This is a genomic window from Methanosarcina sp. Kolksee (assembly GCF_000969945.1).
Lineage (GTDB): Archaea > Halobacteriota > Methanosarcinia > Methanosarcinales > Methanosarcinaceae > Methanosarcina > Methanosarcina vacuolata.
The window spans coordinates 1587770-1609175 of sequence record NZ_CP009524.1 but is presented as its reverse complement, the minus strand read 5'-3'; the positions used below and the strand labels follow the sequence as shown (position 1 = coordinate 1609175).

Sequence of the window (21406 nt, the reverse complement as noted above, 5' to 3'; positions counted from 1 at the left end):
ATATTGATTGTGCCTATTTTTTAACTTATTAAAAAATTTCATTAGACTTTGACATTTATATTGGGGAATGAAAATGAGAAAATTAATCATCCTGCTAATGGTCATGCTAATTTTTGTGTTAGTCTCGGGAATTGCGGCGGCTAAGGAGATCTCCGTTAATTCAACGGATTCAATACAGACCGCAGTGAATAATGCGGCTTCGGGCGATGTGATAATCGTCAAACCCGGAACATATAATGAGAACATCAAAGTAACCACACAAAGTCTGGTAATAAGATCGGAATCCGGGAAGCCTGAAAATACAATAATTAAAGCCGTCCCAAATACAAGTGTATTCAACGTTGCAGCAATTAATACGACAATTAGCGGGTTCAGGATTGAATCTGGAGAAACAGGAATCTATCTGGTTAGATGCAGTGGCTGCACAATTATTAATAATGAGCTTTCGGACAATAAGCATGGGATATCTCTCAGTAGTTCGAACAACAACAATATCTCGGAAAATCAAGTAAACTCAAATAAAATGTATGGGATTCAGCTCGTGAATTCTGAAGGAAATAAGCTCTTAAACAACAATGTAAATTTGAATGAAAGAGGGATTAATCATATAAACTCGAACAAAAGCACAATTTCAGGTAATAATGTATCGAATAATGTCGAATTTGGAATGTGGATTTCATATTCTAACGATAACGAAATTTCCGGGAACACAGCTAATGAAACCAGCAGGGGTATCTTTCTGGATTCTTCCGGTGATAACACAGTTTCTGGAAACATTGTTGCTTTTAATAACGTATCTGGCTTTTATGAGTGTCCGGCCTGCCACAGAAATCTTGTTTTCAACAATTATGTGAATAACGTCCTTAATGCAGATATCAACACCAGAGACACTACGTGGAACATAGAAATGACTTCTGGCAGAAATATTGTCGGCGGAAAGTACATCGGAGGTAATTTCTGGGCAAAGCCTGACGGTACTGGATTTTCGCAGACTGCAACCGATGCCAATGGAGACGGAATTGCCGATTCCTCATATATTGACAGCAAAAATTACGTTATAGATTACCTGCCTCTGGTACCTGTTTCCAACCCACAGCAGCCAGTCTTGCCGGTTGCAAATTTCAGCACCAGTGTAACCAGCGGTTATGCGCCTCTTACGGTTCAGTTTACGGACCTTTCAGAAAATGCAGTCTCAAGAAGCTGGGACATTAACAATGATGGAACCGTAGACAACACCAGTAAAAGCTTTGTCTATGTATATCAGGAGCCAGGAAATTATACTGCTAAACTTACAGTAAGCAACGAGAACGGCACAGACTCAAAAACTCGGGATATAATTGTCACTAAGTTTATAATTTATCCTGTTGCAGACTTCAGTACCAATGTAACGAGCGGATATTCTCCCCTTTCAGTCCTGTTCACTGACAAATCACAAAATGCAACCTCAAGGAACTGGGATATAGGCAATGACGGAACTGTGGAATCTACAAATGCAAGCTTTGTTTATGTGTTCACTAATCCTGGTACCTATCCTGTTAGCTTAACTGCGATAAATGAAAATGGTACTTCCCCCGCAAAAACTGCCACAATAACTGTTACTACAGAAGAAAGTAGCTCAAGTGGTGGAAGCAGCCATCACAGCAGCGGTGGAGGCGGTGGAGCAGGCGGTTCCCCTGAACCTCAAACTAATGTCCAGGTAAAAGAACTTTCCCAGGCACGAGTTACAAACGGAAAGCCTGTATTGTTTGATTTCACAAAGAACGCAACCTGTGTTGCGTATGTGAGCTTTGATGCAAAGAAGACCGCAGGCAAGATAACAACCATTGCCGAGCAGCTCAAAGCAAAATCGACTCTGGTTTCAGTCCTGGATTCGGGAGAAGTCTATAAGTATTTCAACCTCTGGGTTGGAAACAGCGGGTTTGCAACAGAAAAGAACATTGAAAACCCTGTAGTGTGCTTCAAGGTTGAAAAGTCCTGGCTGCAGGATAAGAAGATCGACCAGAGCTCAATTACTCTAAACAGGTACAACGACAAGAAATGGTCACAGCTACCCGTGAAATTATTAAAGGAAGATAGTAAATACCTGTACTTCACGGCAGAAACACCGGGCTTCTCGTTCTTTGCAATAACAGGAAAAGCGGTAGAAAAAGTAGCTGAAGCAAAGCCTTCAACTGATACTTCGAAACTTGATCAAAATAGTACAGCATCGGAAACGGAAACTGAGCAAAAAACCGAACAGGAAGAAGGAAAGAATAAAACCACAAGCATACCTGGATTTGAAGCGCTCTATGTAGTGGCTTGCCTTGTTATGGTATTCCTGCATAGAAGAAAATAAAAGAACGACTAAATAAAGAGAAATAAGGATCAAAATTCTTCTTTTTGCTCTTTCTTATTTCTCCATTTTCTTTTTTACTCTTCCTTATTTCCCTATTTTCTTATTAAAAATTCGTTCATTTTTTATTTTTTTTACTCTTCTTTTTTTCCCTATTTTCTATTTATTCTTCCTTTTTTTCATATTTTCTTTTTTACTCTTTTTATTGCTCAATTTTCCTTTCTACTTGTTTTTTATTTGCCTTTCTTGGTTCATCGAGTTTGAGCAGTCCTTTTCGTGTATTAGGTTTATTTTTTACGTGAAGCGGAGAACCTCTCGGATTTTCCAGAAAATTGCTCTGCCACACAAGAAAAGAAAAAAATCTTTGATTTAATTCTCTGAGATGCCTATTGATCGTCTTTTACTCTCTATTTTTATCTCTTTATTTTGATATTATTCTGATCCAATAAACTTATATCAATTAATGTTTAAAATCAGATTTATTAATACAAAATTAAATAATAATATAAATAAAAAGTGGGGGATTTAAATAAACAAATTTGCAACTTTAGCAGTAGCTATTCTTCTTTTTGTATTTAGCTCGAGTATCGGTACTGCGATTGAGGTCATGGTTCAGCCAGGAGAATCAATACAGTCCGCAGTAAATAATGCGACTTCTGGAGATGAAATAGTCATCAGCCCCGGAAATTATAACGAAAATATCGTGATAACAAAGGACAATCTCGTAATAAGGTCAGAGTCTGGGAATCCTGAAGACACCATAATTACAGCAAGTAATAACGCTTCAGATGTATTCTTTGTAGACGCCGATAACATAAGAATCATGGGAGTAAGTATTAAAGGAGCCGGAATTGACAAGGCAGGAATCATCCTATCGGGGGCTCTTAACTGTACAGTTTATAATAATAAAATCACTGATAACGCCCTTGGAGTATATCTAAAGAATTCAATGTACAATAGTGTCCTCAACAATACGGTGGCACAGGGTAAGCGAGCAATTAATGTTGAGAGGTCACACTATAACAAAATAATAAATAACGATGTTTCAGGCGAGAGGTTTGGAATTTACCTGACTGCTTCCGAAGGAAATGAACTTTCTGAAAACTCGGCAAACATGAACTCTAACCACGGTATTGTTCTGGAAAGCTGCAACAATAATAGGCTGGAAAACAACACCGCAAATGCAAACAACGGTTACGGTATCTACATAGCGAGTTCAGGTAGTAATAACCTTACCGGAAACACCGCAGATTCAAACTTAATTTACGGTGTCTATTTCTCAGACTCAGGTAACAGCAGCATTGCAAACAACAAAGCGGTAAACAGTATCCGTGGCATTTTCCTGTTAAGATCCGGCGAGAGCACGGTTTTGAATAATCTGGCTTTAAACAACCGGGAAGGGATACGGATTTCATCAGGAATGAATAGCAATATCTCAGGAAATGAGGTATCGAACAATAATGCTTCAGGGATTTCTTTACTGAACTCTGTTAACTGTACCGTCGATAAAAATCTGTTGTTAAATAACAGCCTGGGAATAGACCTGGAATTATCCAATAATACCGTTATTCTTAATAATAGTGTTCGGGAAGGCGGAAGGGCAATTAGCCTGCGGAATTCAGGTTACAACCTGGTATCAAATAACACGGCTTTAAACAACAGGTATGGATTTTATGTCATACGCTCGCAGTGGAATACACTATTAAACAATACAGCAAGTACAAGTGTTAACCACGGTATCGTACTTGTTAATTCCACGAATAACAACTTTATGAACAATATCCTGAACTCGAACGGAGTTCACGGGGTTTATCTTAGCAACTCAAGCACCAATACCTTAGATAACAATACAGCTTCAGGCAACAGCAGAGGTATTTACCTGATATCCTCCGGCAGAAACAATATCCTGAACAATACGGTTCTGGGTAACAGGGAATATGCAATCCTGTTGTCATACAGTACAGGCAACAACATTTCCGGAAATGAGGCTTCCAACAGCGGCCGTGGGATTCACCTGAGCACCTGCCAGAATAATGTTGTCTCAAGAAATATAATTACTTTGAACAGTATTTCAGGTATTTTCATGAGCTCTACAAGTAACGGCAATATCATTTTTGATAATTACCTGAACAATGTCTTTAACTCAAATATTAAGGACGGCAGTGAAGGAAATAGCTTGAACATTACAAAAACTGCCGGTACCAACATCGTTGGCGGACCTTATATAGGGGGCAATTTCTGGGCAAAACCTGACGGCACCGGTTTCTCGCAGACCGCAACCGATGCAGACGGGGACGGAATTGCTGATACTGCGTATGAGCTACAGGGCAATAACTATTCGGATTTCCTGCCTCTCGTAGGCGGCTTTGAGCCAGAACAATCTGTGATGCCTCCGACAGCTTTCAATACCAGCAATACCGGAACAGAAAGTCAGACGGAAGTAAATGAGTCAGAAAGTCAGACGGAAGTAAATGAGTCAGAAAATCAGACGGAAGCAAATGAGTCAGAAAGTCAGACGGAAGTAAATGAGTCAGAAAATCAGACGGAAGTAAACGAGTCAGAAACAAATAATACAGAATCAGCCGATGATGGTGAAATAGAAACAAATAATACAGAATCAGCCGATGATGGTGAAATAGAAACCAGTATCGATGAAACAACGGAAGACGCCGAGTAACTTGATTGAAGGAACCTTACAGAGCCCTAAGGATAAAAGCAGCAGGCTAAAACTATAGGATGAGGGCTTGATCCTTCATTCTATTTTTACTATTTTTCTTAATTTTTCACTCGCATAAACGCCAATCTCAAAGCAAAAAAAGCTTTTATACTTTTCATGTACACTGAAACTCCATGAGAATCTGGCCTCTAAACATAAAGGTTCAAGAAAATACAGCGCCGGAAAAAGTAGACATTGAGAACACAAACCTCAAAAAGGTACATGTTCCGCAAAAAGGAGAAAACGGCTCCTTCTGGGAAAACAGAGGTGACCGACATCACTGTGGGGTTGATCTGTATGCCCCTGAAAATACGGAGGTAGTTTCGATTGAAGGAGGAATTGTCAAAGAAACCGGTCTGATGACTTCGCCTGAAATATTGCCTTACTGGAACCCGACTTATTACGTGATTATCGAACATAGCAACGGACTGTTCTGCAAATACGGAGAACTTGCAGACTTTACCGTAAGAAAAGGAGACAAAATAGAAGCAGGAAACTTGATAGGACATGTTGGAATGGTTCTTAACTCCGAAAAAATCGATGGTTTCTGCCCGCTTTACATCCAGAATCTGAAAAACAAAAATCCAAGTATGCTACATTTTGAAGTCTGGAGGAGTGAACCCATTACCATTCACAAAAATTATCTTGGAGGTAACTGGTTTGCAGAAGAAATGCCTGAAAACCTGATTGATCCTACCGGATACCTTGAACAATTAGATCTGTAATATCTGTGATATCTGTAATATTTATAATCTCTGTAATTATACTAATTATTCTGTAATTGTACTGTAATTTTACTTGTGTATCTGTAACCAGGAGTAATCTTCACGCACGAAAAATAAGAAAACCTCACAGCTTACTGCCGCCTTAACTTATCTGGTTGGTGTCTTATGGAAAGTATGGAATATAAAGCGTCTCAAGTTGACGAAAAAATAAATCACCTTGAGAAAATTCACGTAATCAAAAACTATTACCTCGTCCTCGGAGGAGGAAAAATCGGCACTGATTTCCTTGATTACGCCCGGAAAAACAGGTTCCCCTTCGTGCTCGTTATCGATAAGGATGAAAATGCGCCTGCTTCCAGGAAGTCAAACATCACTAAAACTAAAGACGAGCTGGTAAATCTCTTGAAAAACAAAGCTTCAGAGTCATTTCAGGATGAAGCATTCAAATCCTTCAGCGCAGCAGGAGAAAACGAAAGAGAAGATAAAGAAAGAGAAGAAAACGAAAGGAAAGATAAAGAAAACAAGGTAGAAAACAAGTTGGAAAACAATGAGATAGAAGCCTACTTTTATAAAATGGATCTTGACAACATTCCTTTTCTTCTAAGTCTCGGCATCCCTGAATACATTATCCCTGCTGTTCCCTGCCATGCGGCTGCATATCTGCTCTCCGATCTTCTAAAACTTCCTCTGAAGCCCGAGAAAGAAGAAAATACTGAAGAGATTCTGGAAAAAAGCCAGATGGAAGATAGCCCTGTAACCGAGCTATTTATCCGACCTGAAGACGAAAGGCTCATGTCTTTTTTTGAAAAGCTTGCAACTTCCTTTCCTGATGATGTAATCGCAGGACGTTACCCTGAATATGGCATGTTGTTTCTCTCTTATGCCAGGGAAGGAGAAATCTGCCCTGACGGCTGTCCGGGCCCAAAAGACCGCTGCCCCACCTTTGGACGTAAAAAGCCAGAAACCATTACTGAATATGCACGAAAACTTCTTCAGCATCTTCCAGGCTGGGTCTTTGAGAGCTATCAGATGAAACCGGGAATAGGAGGGCTTAAAGGAAAGGAGTTCAAGCAGAACCTGCTGGAGATCCTTGAGTTTTTAAGATCCATTGAAGAAAACAGAAGCGAGAAGAGGTTTGAAAAACTTGAGGACAGGACTTTTTTCGTTGCTACTACCTGCACATGCCATGGTGTATTGAATATGTTCTATGTTATCTGATAAAAACTTGCTTTAATGATGACTCAGTAAAAATGGTATCATAGGCAAATTCGTGTTCAAGTGCCTGCAATCTTGTACCAATTTTTTCTCTTAAGTTTATGCAATCTTGCACCAATTTTTTCTCTTAAGTTTCTGCAATCCGGCAGCAGTTTTTCGCTCACCAGCTTTTTCGCTTATAAGCAGGAATAAACCAAAAATAGATCTGCTATCAGACCGATGTATAAAAGGGGACTTTATGGAGGTATTTGTGGGTACAAGCGGCTGGTATTATGATTGGAACAAAAAGAAGAACCTTGATTGGTTTATCCAGAACTCCGGGCTGAACAGTGTTGAACTTAATGCCAGTTATTACAGGTTTCCCTCGCCTGAGCAGGTTGAAGGCTGGAACAGGAAGGGGACTGAACTCCGATGGAGCATAAAAGTGCACAGGTCTATAACCCACTGGCGACAACTCAGTGAAAGTTCCCTGGAAACTCTGGGAAATTTTCTTGAGCTTTTCCGACCCATGGACCATCTCATTGATTTTTACTTATTTCAGGTGCCTCCAAAGTTTGATGATGTCGAAAGGGCACTCAGGTTTGCAGAAACCGCAAAACTTGGAAAACGGTTTGCCCTGGAGATCAGGAATAAAGCCCTGCTGGGAAATGATGAGGCGTGTGAAGAGCTTATGAGAAAAGTGACCCTTGTGTCCGTTGACTCACCTGACTACAAAAACCGCATCTTCCCCGGAAAAACCGTGTATATGAGAATGCACGGAAGAGAAGGCTGGTACAGTTATGATTATTCTCAGGCGGAAATTAGCGAAACTATCAGGGAAATCCGTGAATTCGGGCCTGAGAAGACCTACATTTATTTCAATAACGACCATAATATGCTGGATAATGCAAGAAAGGCATTGAGAGTTTTTTCAAGTTTGTAAACCTGTAATTATTTCCTTTATTTTAAAAAACCTGTCTTTTCCTGAATGTACTGATCTTACTCAATGGCTTTAGTTCTCACTTTTATATGTCAACTTAAAAAGTTAGGTTTCATTTGTTAACCTTTATTATGAATAAATTATTATATTAAGAGGTATATTCAAAGTTTAGTATGGAGATTCTGAGGAGTTAACAATCAGGTGCTTCAAAATCAAAAACGAATTTTTGAGAACCCAACCCACAACAAAGAAACCATTTACCCAGAATTCCCTGTATATATAAAAAAGAAGTGAAATATATGTTCTGGAGTAAGGACTATATTGTAGAAAGGCTGAGCAAAATCCCTAGAACCCTGGAAGACATTTCAATAGAAGTTTTTGAAGGTGTACTCCCCACAAACGATTTTTTACAAAAAGCTGGCCTTTCAAGCGAGAACTGTACAGATGCATCCTGCGTCTGCAAAGACTCTCAGATAAATGTGAGTATAGAACAGGCGGGTATGGAAAAAGAACTCATATACCCTTATGTAGATGATTCCGTTTCGAATGAATTTGCGGTTCAGTCAACTCAGTACCAGTTTATGGTGCCTTATGAAATCCTTGACAATAACATAAGGAAAGAATACAGGATATTCCAGCCCGAGGAACTGAAAGCAAAATTTCCTGCAGCTTATAAACAGCTAATGGAAATCAAACAGCAGTCAATGGAAATCAAACAGCAGTCTGAGGCCAAAACACAGGAACTCATTTCGGCTGATTACCGTTTCGAAAATGAAAGTTTCCTGCGGTATATAAACACACCTAAAATCATCATTACCAGCAACTCCCGCATTCAGGCCTCATATGATCCTACCGGAAAGCATGTTTTTGCAAACGGTGTAGGTGTTGTTCTCGGAGACCCCACACTCTACCATTATGTTACGGCTGTACTCAACTCTTCAATAGCAAAGGCTTTTCCTGAGGTCTGGAGACGCAAAGAGGTGCAGAGCAGAGGCAAACTTAATTCACAAATGCTGAAAAGGTTCCCAATCGCGTTCCCTAAAAAAGAGGGTATCGAGAATGTTATAAGCACAATCTCCCGTTACCTGATTTACCTGAACAGGCAAAAAAAGATGGCAAAAGCCTACGCGATACCCGGTTACCAGGAGCTCATTGACTTCTACAAGAGAATTTCGGATCTTCTGATTCTGGACACATATATTACAAATGATCTTGACCCAAGGCTTCTTGACGTCCTTGCTGATAACATCACGGCATCCGATGGAGGATTTGAATACAGCGACGATATAAATCTCCTGATCGGACTGCAGGAAATAAAAAAGAACATTCTGAATTCTCCGGACTTTGGCAATTGCAGGTTCAGCAACGAGTTCACAAACATTCTCGCAACTCTGAAAAACAACACTGTCTGGTAAAAGAAAAAACTCAGTCAGTCCTGCGTTATTTTCCTTTCCAGATACTTTAACTTTTTATTTTCCGGACTTTTGACTTTCTTAGTTTCCGGATATCTCGGCTTTTGATTTTCAGTACAGTTTGACGTATCTTTTTCGAATACTCCGATTTCAAGCATGAGTTCTGTGAGTTGAAACTGCACCAGGGAGTTGATACTGTGCTGAGAGGAACATGCCGTTTTTTAGCTTAAGGCGGCAGAGAGCCGTAGAGATAAAAAGTAATTCTCAGATGAAAGTAATTCTTAGAATCCGATCCGATAGATCCTGTCAGGCCTCCGTAGAATCGAAAACAAATTCCGCATAAACTGGATAGTGATCCGAAACAGCATCCGTTTCTTCTGAAGTCAGGTTATATTCAAGGTCATATCTGAACACGCCGCTGTTCCCTGTAAAATGAGGTTCCATATCTTCGGTAATTATTATTCTGTCATAGGTGCAGTTCGTGTCTCCGGTTGTAGTGTCCATACTGTTGTCTATCAGCCAGCAATACTCGTCACAGATCAGGGCATTTGCTTTATCCTCGTCAAAATAAGAGCCGTCCGCATTCAGGTCACCCATAATAACGAAATTATCTTCTTCAGGGAAGGTTTGTCTGGTACTATCAAGAACAGTTGAAAGAGAATTGATTTCTTCGGTGGCTTCGTCCGGGTCGGTGTGAACAGTTATCAGGACAAGACTGAAGGTTTCGTTCTTATCCTCAAAGGTTGCTATATAAGGCTGCCTGTGGAAAGGATCAGTTCCTTCGGGTTCGGAATAAGTATAGGGATCACCTTCCAGCTTTACCCTGTCACAGTCATAAATATATGCATACTGCTCTTTGCTAGAAGTCCTTCCAAGCCTCTCGCTAATGACATAAGAATAATTATCCCCTTCACTGTTCACAACCTTTATCAGCGCAGGAAGAGCAGTCTGGGAACTGTCCCTGATTTCCTGTACTGCAACAATATCGTAAGTGCGGAGAATTTCTGCAAGCGTATTCGTTATCCTGGAATTTGAAGCTTTTTTGACCCCAAAGACCTGAATATTGAAAGCCCCAACCCTGAGTTTTTCTTCCTGGGAACCATGAGCATTAGGTGATAACGAAGTTCCATTTACCTCAACCAACCCTGATTGGTTTTCTGTAACGGTTTCGTCGGCATACGAGGCAACCTCGCTTGAACCCTCAGCTTCGGCATTGGTACCCCTGCTTGAACCCTCAGATGACTGGGATGGATTTTTCGCTGCATCTGAAACTCCTGATAAAGATCCTGAGTCCGAATTTTCTGCAGAGTCGGCATTCATTTGCTCAGTAGAGTCTATACATCCTGGCAAAAATACGAAAATTGCTGCAAGACAAATTAAAAATTTGTGATGTCCTTTAAAATTCATGGTTCACCTCTTATTCAGGCTTTGAGCACCTTAACTGAAATTTCCGGGCAATATTTGAAAAACAGCATTTAAAAAGAAATAACTCTGGTTTTATACTTTACAGATTTATACATATATATGATGTATAATATTAGATAAAAATAGAGGTTTATATTACCAGAACTTATATCATAGGTCATCGGCTAAGGAATTTTCTGACCTGAAAGTTATCGATTTTACATTAAAAGTCTGCCTTAAATTTCGGCATATTTACATGAAATCAATACCATGTTCCATCTCACTATCTATTATAACATTTGACAATAGTATAACATTTGACAAATGTTGTGGAATTGAAGACAATTTATCACTATTTCTCACTTAACCGAAGACGCATGAAGTAAACTATAAACTGGCTCTTCGCTATTCCGTGTTGATAAGATGATTTTCAATTCAAGAAAGCATTGGTTTTTATGAGAATATTATGAGGATATCCACACAAAACAAAGAAGAACCTGAAGACATTATTAATAAGTTCGACTTTCAAAGATCAACAGATTGGTCAACTACCCCTCCCTGTTCGTTCCGGCTTCGCCAAAACTCCTGAGGAAGGGGCTTGCTTCCCTCACAAGGTTAACAATTTAATTTAAAAGTTTCAAACGCTAATTTGATTCTTCCAGGTCTGTTGACAAGACCACTACTGATTATCTGTTCAAGAACAGAATCACCAGCTACTTTTCGGAGTATATTAATTGCTCCATTAATATCTGCATTAATTAGTTGACCAGTAATACTTTTATACAATCCTCTCTTGATTCTTCTTGAATCACCATAAGGTTGTTTTATGATTTCATCAAGAGCAAGAGCATCTGTTTTACTGGTATATGCTTCATTAACAAGTTGGTATTTTATTCCATAGAAATTACATTTACTTTCTAATTTAGCTTTGAACTTATCAAAAGGAATCTGAACAAAGTTCTGGTTATTTTTTCTGCCATGATTAATATTCTGTTTTATTTCCTTTAATTCTCCAATCAGAATATTACCTATATTGTTTTTAAGACAATGTTTAACCAGATAGTTAACAGTTCTATTCATAAGTTCATTAATTTTGTTTGCTCTTTTACCGGAGTTTATACTTTCATACATGAAACCATATCAAGAGGCACTTTTTTTGTAGGGTCTAATAAAAAAGTAATTATGTTGGCAAGCAGTTCCAAAATGTTTAATACAAAATAGATATATATTGAACTGATTTAGTTATAGTCAGTATAGTGAAAATTGAAGACTTCTCCAATTGTAGAGTCTAAAAAATAATAATTAAAATAAAACGCAGTAAAACGGGTACCTTCCTTATAAGAAGATAACAAATCACATAAATAACGATTACGGTCTCAGAAAACCAATTCAATATTAGGCGACAACAAGACTTGAATAAGGCGAGGTCTGCAACTTAATTAATTTTTTGTTAGACTTTAAATTATCGTAGCCAAGAGCCTTTATTTTTTAACATTTTAGAAACTCCGGTTTTAGTAAGTAAACGAATTTGCTTGTTAGTTATTTTATCAATTGCCTGTTTATCTTTAATACTTTGTAGCCTAGCATTTTCTTTATTATGCCATTGGTTAAGAGATTTAATATACTTGCCATCAATGATTTCGGCAGTCCCAATCGTATCTACAAATGTTGCAAAATTAGAAACTCCAAGATCAATGCCAAGATACTGAGAGTAATCAAGATTAGCAGGTTCAGGTTTTTCCTCATAACAATATTTAATCTTGAAATATTTTCCATCATACATAGGAAGTACATGTATTTCCTGAATATACGATAGTTTATTTTTCAAGATTTTTGGTAATGAAAAAGTTAATAGTTTTTTCGCATTAGGAAATCTTCTTGAAAATTCAAGAGAAATTCCTAGTCTAACTTTTCCATTCTTAAAAGAAAAAGCGTTTTTTGGATATGCTATAGGGAAATATCCTTCTTTGTCAAGATAGTGAGGGAGGTTAGGTTTATCTTCCAATTGTCCATTTTTATACAGTTTAAGAAGTCCAAACCAACTTCTCATTCCTCTTTCCACAAATTTAAGCGACTGTTGAGCTGTAGCAGCCTGCATTAATTTGTAATTTTCATCTTCTTTACAAAGATGATAGTTATCAGGATATTTCAAAAATTTGTTATTCTGAAAAAAATACTGTCTCGTATTATACAACCCTAAATTATACATGTTTTTGGAGGCTCTACTAAGTGTTTTCAGAGCTTCATATTGTTTCTTATTTAATCTCAGGTTATTTGTAATACAAAGCATTATGTATACACAATTTTTTATAGGTATATAATACTAACAAATCGCTTAACTTATTTTGGCGAAGTTGACGGCTCTCATCTCCCACCTGTCCGATCCGGTAAAACCGGATCTACCGAGGAGGGAGTCTTCTCGCCTTCGTGAGATAAAGTAGAATAGCTTCAATTGAATTCAGCGATACCGGACAGCTGGTCTAAGATAAGCAGTGCCCAGGTGCTACCCTCAAATTTCTTCCGGTTAGCTATAGAGGAAATGATTTATAATGTCAAGCAAGACAACATTCGAAATAGAAGATAAGTGTCTTCCGCCTTTCTTCGTGAAGCAGAAAATCTCAATTGAAAAAGGAGATGGAGTTTATGTATGGGATGAAGAAGGAAAGATGTATATTGATTTCACAGCAGGTTGGGGTGTAACATGTATTGGTCATGCAAACCCGGTTATCACTGAAGCCCTGATTGATCAGGGAAAAAAGATAATTCAAAACCCCAATTCGGGACTTACATATTCTCCTGCACGTGCACGCCTACTGTCCTTACTTACAGAAATTCTACCTTCTAATCTTACAAGAGTATTCTTCACAAATAGCGGAGCCGAAGCAAATGACGCTGCCATTAAACTTGCTCGAAAAGTAACAGGCAGGCCCGACATAATTTCTACAGATCAAAGTTTCCACGGACGTACGATAAGTACAACATCGGCCACAGGTCAGGCCAAGCATAGGGATAGGTATAGTCCTCTGATGCCTAATTATCGGTTCGTTCCCTATGATGACCTGGAGGCTATGAAACGTTCTCTGGACGAGAATGTTGCTGCAGTAATTCTTGAACCTATTCAGGGAGAAGGTGGGGTTCACATACCTTCTGAAGGATACCTGAAAGAGGTAAGCAACCTGTGTAATAAGAATGGCAGCTTGTTGATCGTGGATGAGATCCAAACCGGATTTTTCAGAACAGGGCCAACTTTTGTTACAAGTTCCTGTGGTGCAAAAGCAGACTTTATGACAATGGCAAAAGGAATTGCAGGTGGTTTCCCATTTGGTGCTTTTGCTTTGTCTGAAGCCGTTGCAAAGAAACTCGAGATCGGAGACCACGGAGGTACATACTGTGGTAACCCTCTTGGTTGTGCCGTTTCCTACGCAGTGATAAAATACCTTATAGATAACAACATTTCCCAAAATGTGAAAGAAATGGGCGCTTTTGCCCTGGAAAAAATGAATTTATGGCCAAAAATTTATGAGAATGTAATTGCCGACATACGGGGAAAAGGGCTTCTTATTATGGTCGAATTCCAGAGCGAAGACATCGCTTCAAATGTCAAAAATGAGTGTTTGGTAAGAGGTTTATTTGTCACTCAAACTCAGGGTAATGGAATCAGGATATTTCCCGCACTAAATATCAAGAAGGAAGAATTAGAGAAAGGTCTTTTAATTATCGAGGACGTGATTAAGAAAACTAACCTTACCTTCTGTTAGTTTATACAAACCAAATTTATTATAAATTAATAAATATATTTATAATGTGAAATTATTCGTGAGCGTGCGAACGATTTATATATTCTAAATGCAACTTATCTAAAGATATTATGGCAAAACCTGAGAGTAAAACCGAGTTTTTTTATAATGATAACGGACTGGTAGCAATAGGCAGTCCTGTTAAACTCCAGATCCTTAACTTGCTCAGGGAAGAACCCAGGTCGTTTGATGAAATCGTAAAATTTACAGCAAAAGCCAAATCAACTATTTCCGTACACCTCAACAATCTAAGGTCATGCGAGCTTGTGGAAGAAAACTTTGACCCGGTAGATCGCCGCCGAAAAATTTTTTCTCTCACTTCCCGCTACATGGGCTGTTCTCAGGAGCCTTTCACAGAGCATTACAGAAGTTTACTGGAAAAGGTTCCTGCATGCGGAAACAATAGGTCCTGCTTCACAGAAATCCTGCTCCACGCGCTTTACTTTGGCTTTGAAGCATATGGGATTGATAATACCCCTGTTGTAAAAATAATAGGAACCGATCTCGGAAGATCTGTTTCCCACATTTTTGAATCCGAGACTCCTGAAGAACTCCTGAGGGAAATAGGGGATTTTCTGGAATTCCAGGGGAAGTGCAGGGTTACAGTACTTGTGGACCCTCCTGCTCTTCAGATTGAAGACAATTTCAAAGCCAGATCAACACCGATAATAGGAAAACCTTTTTGCACCTTAACGGAAGGTATTATTGAGGGAATTCTCAAAGGAAAACTCGAGAAGGACTACAGAGTTACCGAGACCGAGTGTTACGGATCAGGACATAAACACTGCCTTTTTAAGATAACAGTATAAATTCCTTTACCGCACAGACCGTATTACATATGAATTATTATTAATAACTCTGGATTTCAAGTGTCCTTCTATTCTCAAAACTAACTGGCTTATAAAATTTTACTCAGGGCATCTCTTTTTTTCGGGCTTCAGCCTATTTCCCCCGTTATATGTTCCCTATCAGGGTGCAGCTTTCAGCGAGCGTCACCGATTACGACTCCCATCTCGGATTTCAGGCGAGGCCCTATTGCTGCAACTATACCAGGCCCGTCGGTGTTTTCCCGGCAGACGATTGCATGTTCCAGCAACCCAAGGCGCTCGATTTCATAAATGTCCCTTCCATGCCCTGTCTTTTTAATCGCGCTTTTGATTTCCGAGCGGGTTGCCCCGTTAACAGTTACCCTATCAGTAGCTGCTTTTTTCCAGCCCCACCAGATATCAAGCTGCTTTTTGGTGAGACGAGCTTTTAAATTCTTATTAGCCTTAATAACCTCAATCTCAACCGGCAAATGGGGGATAAGGCCGAATCTCGAGGCAAGCTGTTTTGACTTCCCGCTGCCCAGAGCTTTCAGTTCTTCAGTTTCAACTTTTACAGGTACCCCGATATTGACCAGAAAAGCGTCCTCTCCGAAAGCCTGGAGAAAACCCAGATACACCTTTCCGGGTTCAGCTTTTTTTGCAGGCGTCCCATATCTGGTGGCCAGCAGATTCGCAGACACTTCCTCATCCTCGCCTTCAAGGGTGAACTCAACCCAGTTTTCAGGGGTAATAGAAATCGCAATTTTTACTTCAAGGTCTTTCAATTCATTCTCGACCAGAGTTTTCAAAAGCCCAGCCATTCTTTCCCGGTTCTTTCCGTAAATATGCTGGAGGGTTACAACTTTTATCATATTTTTCCTACCAATTTTCTCTTCTGCTTTGTTTTTACCGGGAACTGAATAATTCCTCAGCTCCTGAGGTAAGCTTCCAGAAGCTTTTCACTTTCTTCCAGAGCTGAGATTACAGTCTCATTAATGGGGCTTTCTGCCCTTTCAATCTGATTCTGGAGTTTTTTAATGTCCCTGCTATAAGGGCCAAGTTTCCGGGAAATTGTATCCTTACTATCTCCCTGCTTGATTGCGTCCCTATGGATACTTTCGATTTTGTTCCTGAGTTTTTGGATTTTCTCAAAAATTTCGGCATTCAGAGGATCAAGCTCTTCTGCCTGTTCAGGCTCTTTACCGCCTTCCTTTTCTGCAGCTTCTTCCCCTTCAGGACCAGTATTCAGGGACTCCTCTTTATTATCCTTCAAAGGCTCCTCTTCAATTAAATCCCTGAACTCTTTAAGAGCAGCTTCGACCTCTCTTCCGTATTCTGTAAGTTCGACAAACTTTATCCGCCCCTCGAATGTGAATCTTATAAGTCCGCACTGTTCCATTTTCGCGAGGATCCTTGTTGTATGGGCAAAGGTGGAGTCTATCTCTTTAGAAATGACAGACGCATAGGTCTTACCCATTGAGCCTATAAACAGCAGCGCACGAGTGGGTTTTTCCTGCAAAAATAACTTTTCTGGATTTTCGTCGGACATAATATCACATTGGAATTTCTCTAGCGGGTTACTTCTAGGTCTGAGTCAAAGCACTTTAAGTATTCTTCAATGGTTTATATAATACTGGGATTCTTCAGTGGTTTATATAACACTGGGATTCTTCAGTGGTTTATATAATACAGGGATTCTTCAGTGGTTTATATAATACAGGGATTCTTCAGTGGTTTATATAATACTGGGATCCTTCAGTGGATAATACTGAGACAATTCCTAACCTTTACTTTTACCTCTGCATTTTTATCTGAGGAACTCACTCTGAAAGCGCCCTGATTATTTCCTTAATTTCTGTAATATGCGCATCGGTTCGGAATGAAGTACCGCTGAAATGAGTCCTTGATGCTTCAAATCCGTGGGCTTTAAGGGCTACTATCAGGATTTCTATCCCGGTTGCAGAAGCTCCAAGTTCTTTACAGATAACATGCTGGTCATAGAACATCGGGGTATCGAGTTCGTCCCTGCAGAAAGTAATTATTTTTTTTGCTTTATCTTTTGTGTTTAGAGGATGCACTTCAAGTTCGGAAATGACCTCATCACAGAATGCCTGCTCCCTGAATGGCCCAAGCCATAGAGGGCCTGCAATTTGTGTGGAAGCCCCACAAACAGGGCATTCTTTCTCGATATGTACTGCAAGTCCGTATACAGGCCCTCTAAACCCGCATTTCGGACAATGAATACTGAAGCCTATTGACTTTAGAGTTCGGTCAGTTTGTTTTGTTCCAGGGAGAACGTCGAGGTATGCGCGAACATAATGGCGCGTCACATGGGAAAGCAGAGGTGACATTCCTTTTTCATGCTTTGCAAGCTCTCTGGCACACGCCCCCAGGAGGACTCGAAGCCCCATTTCACTGTGATATTCCGTATTAAGGGGTACAGCCGCATATTTCCGTATCCCGGCTTTCAGGTGGGCCCCGCATAAGGGAGCAGTATCTGTTGCTGTAACCGACAGCATACTCCTGACCGAGGCTGATGCTGCGTCCAGGAAGGGTGAAGGAGTACCAAAAGGGTCAATGTCCACGATATGGTATTTTTGCTCGTGAAGCAGCACATTTGCACTCTTGCGGGTAGCCAGGGTTTTTTCCTCAAGCCCGTTAATTTTGATATTTTCCTTTATAAGTTCAAACGCTTCGGGACTCCAGTCATTCATAGTCGCGTGGATCCCTACTTCGCCTGCAATCCGAAGCCCCCTTATCCCTGACGCTGAAAAAGCGTCCACATAGCGGACTTCTTCCCTGAGAAGCTCTTTTCTCGAAAGAAGCCTTTTCACAAATGCAGCCGTAGCTGCAACATTAATATCGCGGTTAAGCTCCATCTCCGGATTGTAAAAAACCGGAGCTGCCGAGGGAGGGAAGGTTGCATCCGGAGGCGGTACCGGAACTGAAACCTTTGTTGTGCCTTCGACTATAGTTTTATATGTCATTTGAAACTGCTATACTTTGGGATCTTATTTTACAGTGATGGTCGTCTGCATTTTAGGATATCCTTTTACACTGAAATTGTAGCTTCCTGACTCATTGAACGTATACTCCAGAGTATTTCCATATACAAGCCTTTGGTCCTCGAAAAGGCGCTCCTTGCTGGTCAGGGTAAGCACACTGGACTCCTGGTAATTTCTCCAAACAACTGTATCTCCGATATTGATTTTCAGGCTTGAAGGAATCATAAGATAATTCTTAAGCCTTACAAGGTGTGATGTCGGTACGGTTTCACCGGGCTGGATGGATCCAGCTTGCCCCCTTTCCCCGGTCCAGGCTTCTGTTTGCTCCATCTCAGGTTCATTAATCGTTCCGGAAATTTCCGCTTCTTCTGGCGTGCCTAAATCTACCTGTGTTCCCGTTTCTTCCTGAGTTCCCAGTTCTTCCTGTGTTTCCGTTTTTTCCGGTGTCCACATTTCCCCTTCAGTTTCCGTTTTTTCCGGCGTCCACGTTTCTTCCTGCATTCCTACGGGCGTTCTCACTTCTCTTTGTCTTTGCGAACCTCCTGAACTGCCGCTTGCCTCTCGGTCTTTTTTCCCATTATCCTTTTCGTCTTCCGAGCTCAGGCAGCCTGATATTATTACTGATAGGGCTATCAGGAGTAAAATTATTTTTTTTGTTTCCAATCCCCTTCCCCTTATTACTAATCTACCTTTTGTATTCCCAGTTTAATATAAGCCATTTATAAATAATAATGCTTTCTTAGAACAGTTCTTTCAGCCGGAGTTATTTTTGAAGCGAAGGCGTGAATTTCGGATGATAAGCGCTGATCTGGATCATATAATAAGGAACTAATTTTAGTAATAATCAGATAATTTCAGTAATAAGTGGCGAATTTTAGTAATCAGGAACGAATTTTAATGTTACTTTATATGTTGTTTAGGAACGTAGTTCTAAAGGCCTCAGAAAGCCTTAGAAAAGAACATGCATACTTAAGGAGAAGCAAATTAAGATGTATGTTTGCCCAGAGATGTCCTGATTTAAAAAGCTTCAAAAATAGATTGCCAGGAAATTTTATTGGCCAAAATTTTATTGGCCTTTCCTGCAAATAGTTAGAACATTCATCAAGCTTGATATTCCCTGAACTTTCAACTCTTTAATTTTTAGAAACTATTTATCAGGGTTCATCAACACTAACGGTGACATTCATTCTGGACTGGCCGACAACACTGAATTTGTAGTCCCCTGTCTCGTTGAAGGTATATGTAAAAGTACGTTTGTACGAAAGTCTTGTATCATTGAAAATCTTTTCTTCACTCACGAGGGTAAGGACCCTTTTTGGGCTGTCTTCCATATTTACCCAGGAAACTGATTCTCCCTTTTTTATTTCAAGACTTGAGGAACTTATTCTGTTATTGATCAGTCTTAACACATATGGAGTGTCTTTAATTTCAGAAGATGAGATATTAAGTCTTCCATTGTCTCCCGAAGTTACGCTTTCTTCCGAGGTTAGGTTTTCTTCCGAGGTTAGGTTTTCTTCAGGGGTTAGGTTTTCTTCAGGGGTTGCGTTTTCTTCAGTGGTTACATTTTCTTCCGGTGTATCTACAACAGTTGTATTTTCCACAGGAGTTACGGTTCCCTCCGGGGTTGCATTTTCCTCTGTTGAGGGTTGTTCATTCCCTGTGCATCCTGAAAGTAAAACGGCGCCGAATATAAGAAGCAGCACAAGTATTTTTGTTTTCATCTTATTCCTCACATCTTACGATTGTGAAATTTAGGAAATCAACAGATCAAATCAAAATCTATGTAATTTTAAGCTGATATTCAATTTAAAGCTTAACCATTTAGATTTTATTGACCCTTATTAACACCTATGTTGGTTTTTGTTTAATCTTAATTTAACCTTTATTGACCTTTTGAGGACTCAGTGTTTTTATTGTTACAGTTTGTTCTTAAGGGAATTTCAAATCTTATTATTCTTTTTTAGGATAGTCCGTACTTATAAATGTATTTTCTACTTCCATTTCTATTTTTTAAAGTATTTGTGCATATTTATATATTTTTGAGACTTTTTATTATTTTCTGGTCCATCACATTTTTATCTAATAAGTCAAGGGATGCGATGCCAAAAGAGATGGCGAGATAACTGCCAAGTTCTGTGGAACCGTGAACCTGATATTTGATGCTCTGGCCAGTGCTTACACGCAACTCTACAAGATGAACTGGGTACCTCAGCAGAACTGGATGTACAGCGGCGGCGACTGGACCGTTATGATCTCGGGAACGAGAGGAATTTTTGTTGAGAAGTCAAAGGCAGATTTAAAGAAGCTCTTTACAGCCCTGGGAATATGTTAACGCTTGAACAAAACCTGGCTGGCCAGCCCGAGTCAGGTAATATGGTTAGGCAATAGGATTAGGCAATGGGATCAGGTAATTATTTCATTAATCAGGCAGATCTGCCTGCATTATGGGCAGTTTGTCGACTGTATCTGTAACCCTTTTAAATAGTTTGCCTGTATTTTGCCCAAAGCCTTAATTCAAGCCTCTAAATTAGGTTATACCTTTCTTGCAACACAGCTAAAAAAAGTATATTGTCTTTTATTATACCATTACTTATATACCATTACTTACATAGTAATAATTGGTCCATAGGGTCAAGTCCCGATGTATAAAGAAGACGTACAAAGAAAGTATGTAACTTGAATAAGGTAACTTGAATAAGGTAACTTAACTAAGGTAACTTAACTAAGGTAACTTGACTAAGATAACTTAACTAAGGTAACTTAAATAAGGTAACTTAAATAAGTACTAACTTAACTGAGTACAGAACTAAACTACATTAAAATTGGACCAGGCCTTATGGATCACTTTATAAGTTTAAAAGGCTTTTTATTATATGATTTTTGACAATTCTTTTGATAACTCTTCTGACTATTCTTTTGGTAACCTCTTTTCGTTAAACTTTAATTTAAACGTTAATTAGTAATATTTTCATGCTTACATTTCCCTTTTGTTTCATCTACTTTACTTTTGTTGCATCCGGTGGTTGCTGTCGACTGAATCAGTTTTTAGGACTTATGAAGTTAAGGAACAAAATC

General features: G+C 39.4%; 17 protein-coding genes and 1 pseudogene. 9 read left to right on the top strand and 9 right to left on the bottom strand.

From position 1 onward, the window contains the following. The first annotated feature begins 73 nt into the window (after nucleotides 1-73). The 6 genes from MSKOL_RS06680 to MSKOL_RS06655 all read left to right on the top strand — a co-directional run bounded on the left by MSKOL_RS06680 (nucleotide 74) and on the right by MSKOL_RS06655 (nucleotide 9322). Complete coding sequence (locus MSKOL_RS06680; RefSeq protein WP_048154589.1) at nucleotides 74-2335, top strand: PGF-pre-PGF domain-containing protein; 2262 nt, start codon at nucleotides 74-76, stop codon at nucleotides 2333-2335. A gap of 604 nt (nucleotides 2336-2939) precedes the next feature. After that, a complete protein-coding gene (locus MSKOL_RS06675; RefSeq protein WP_082091054.1) occupies nucleotides 2940-5009 on the top strand; it encodes a NosD domain-containing protein in 2070 nt (689 codons plus the stop codon). A 173-nt stretch (nucleotides 5010-5182) separates the two neighbouring features. Further along, complete coding sequence (locus MSKOL_RS06670; protein ID WP_048154587.1) at nucleotides 5183-5773, top strand: M23 family metallopeptidase; 591 nt, start codon at nucleotides 5183-5185, stop codon at nucleotides 5771-5773. 165 nt (nucleotides 5774-5938) lie between these two features. Further along, nucleotides 5939-6991, top strand: coding sequence for a hypothetical protein (locus MSKOL_RS06665; RefSeq protein ID WP_048154584.1), 1053 nt, complete (start codon nucleotides 5939-5941; stop codon nucleotides 6989-6991). Between the two features lie 235 nt (nucleotides 6992-7226). After that, nucleotides 7227-7910, top strand: a complete 684-nt coding sequence (locus MSKOL_RS06660) for a DUF72 domain-containing protein (protein ID WP_048154581.1) — start codon at nucleotides 7227-7229, stop codon at nucleotides 7908-7910. Between the two features lie 296 nt (nucleotides 7911-8206). Beyond that, nucleotides 8207-9322, top strand: a complete 1116-nt coding sequence (locus tag MSKOL_RS06655; protein ID WP_048154578.1) for a hypothetical protein — start codon at nucleotides 8207-8209, stop codon at nucleotides 9320-9322. A gap of 14 nt (nucleotides 9323-9336) precedes the next feature. Here the strand turns inward: MSKOL_RS06655 and MSKOL_RS19880 are convergent, their stop codons facing one another. The 4 genes and pseudogenes from MSKOL_RS19880 to MSKOL_RS06640 all read right to left on the bottom strand — a co-directional run bounded on the left by MSKOL_RS19880 (nucleotide 9337) and on the right by MSKOL_RS06640 (nucleotide 12932). Further along, the gene (locus tag MSKOL_RS19880; protein ID WP_156150984.1) at nucleotides 9337-9501 is read right to left on the bottom strand and encodes a hypothetical protein; all 165 of its coding nucleotides are present in this window, start codon (nucleotides 9499-9501) and stop codon (nucleotides 9337-9339) included. Between the two features lie 124 nt (nucleotides 9502-9625). Then, the gene (locus tag MSKOL_RS06650) at nucleotides 9626-10726 is read right to left on the bottom strand and encodes an endonuclease/exonuclease/phosphatase family protein (RefSeq protein WP_052725370.1); all 1101 of its coding nucleotides are present in this window, start codon (nucleotides 10724-10726) and stop codon (nucleotides 9626-9628) included. Between the two features lie 612 nt (nucleotides 10727-11338). Then, nucleotides 11339-11830 (bottom strand): annotated as a pseudogene (locus MSKOL_RS06645) (IS200/IS605 family accessory protein TnpB-related protein); the annotation flags it as partial. 355 nt (nucleotides 11831-12185) lie between these two features. Next, nucleotides 12186-12932, bottom strand: coding sequence for a transposase (locus MSKOL_RS06640; RefSeq protein WP_197078848.1), 747 nt, complete (start codon nucleotides 12930-12932; stop codon nucleotides 12186-12188). Between the two features lie 340 nt (nucleotides 12933-13272). Here MSKOL_RS06640 and MSKOL_RS06635 point away from each other — a divergent pair, with 340 nt between their 5' ends. Then, the gene (locus MSKOL_RS06635) at nucleotides 13273-14481 is read left to right on the top strand and encodes an aspartate aminotransferase family protein (RefSeq protein ID WP_048154574.1); all 1209 of its coding nucleotides are present in this window, start codon (nucleotides 13273-13275) and stop codon (nucleotides 14479-14481) included. Between the two features lie 110 nt (nucleotides 14482-14591). Further along, entirely contained in the window at nucleotides 14592-15329 is a 738-nt protein-coding gene (locus tag MSKOL_RS06630; RefSeq protein WP_048154571.1) for a V4R domain-containing protein, read from the top strand. A gap of 173 nt (nucleotides 15330-15502) precedes the next feature. Here MSKOL_RS06630 and MSKOL_RS06625 read toward each other — a convergent pair whose 3' ends face one another. From MSKOL_RS06625 to MSKOL_RS06605, 5 genes are all read right to left on the bottom strand, one after another. Further along, a complete protein-coding gene (locus MSKOL_RS06625) occupies nucleotides 15503-16198 on the bottom strand; it encodes a DUF2110 family protein (RefSeq protein ID WP_048154568.1) in 696 nt (231 codons plus the stop codon). Nucleotides 16199-16254: 56 nt separating this feature from the next. Further along, nucleotides 16255-16875 (bottom strand): MarR family winged helix-turn-helix transcriptional regulator, encoded by a 621-nt coding sequence (locus MSKOL_RS06620; RefSeq protein WP_048154565.1) that lies wholly within the window; start codon nucleotides 16873-16875, stop codon nucleotides 16255-16257. A 271-nt stretch (nucleotides 16876-17146) separates the two neighbouring features. After that, the gene (locus MSKOL_RS06615) at nucleotides 17147-18313 is read right to left on the bottom strand and encodes a tRNA (guanine(10)-N(2))-dimethyltransferase (protein WP_048154562.1); all 1167 of its coding nucleotides are present in this window, start codon (nucleotides 18311-18313) and stop codon (nucleotides 17147-17149) included. A 24-nt stretch (nucleotides 18314-18337) separates the two neighbouring features. Next, on the bottom strand, nucleotides 18338-18994 hold the full coding sequence (locus tag MSKOL_RS06610) for a hypothetical protein (protein WP_048154559.1): 657 nt from the start codon (nucleotides 18992-18994) through the stop codon (nucleotides 18338-18340). Between the two features lie 491 nt (nucleotides 18995-19485). Continuing rightward, a complete protein-coding gene (locus MSKOL_RS06605) occupies nucleotides 19486-20052 on the bottom strand; it encodes a hypothetical protein (protein WP_048119659.1) in 567 nt (188 codons plus the stop codon). 422 nt (nucleotides 20053-20474) lie between these two features. On the opposite strand from MSKOL_RS06605, the gene MSKOL_RS06600 reads away from it, so the two are divergent. After that, nucleotides 20475-20663, top strand: a complete 189-nt coding sequence (locus MSKOL_RS06600) for a DUF2173 family protein (RefSeq protein WP_231592507.1) — start codon at nucleotides 20475-20477, stop codon at nucleotides 20661-20663. The last annotated feature ends 743 nt before the right edge of the window (nucleotides 20664-21406 follow it).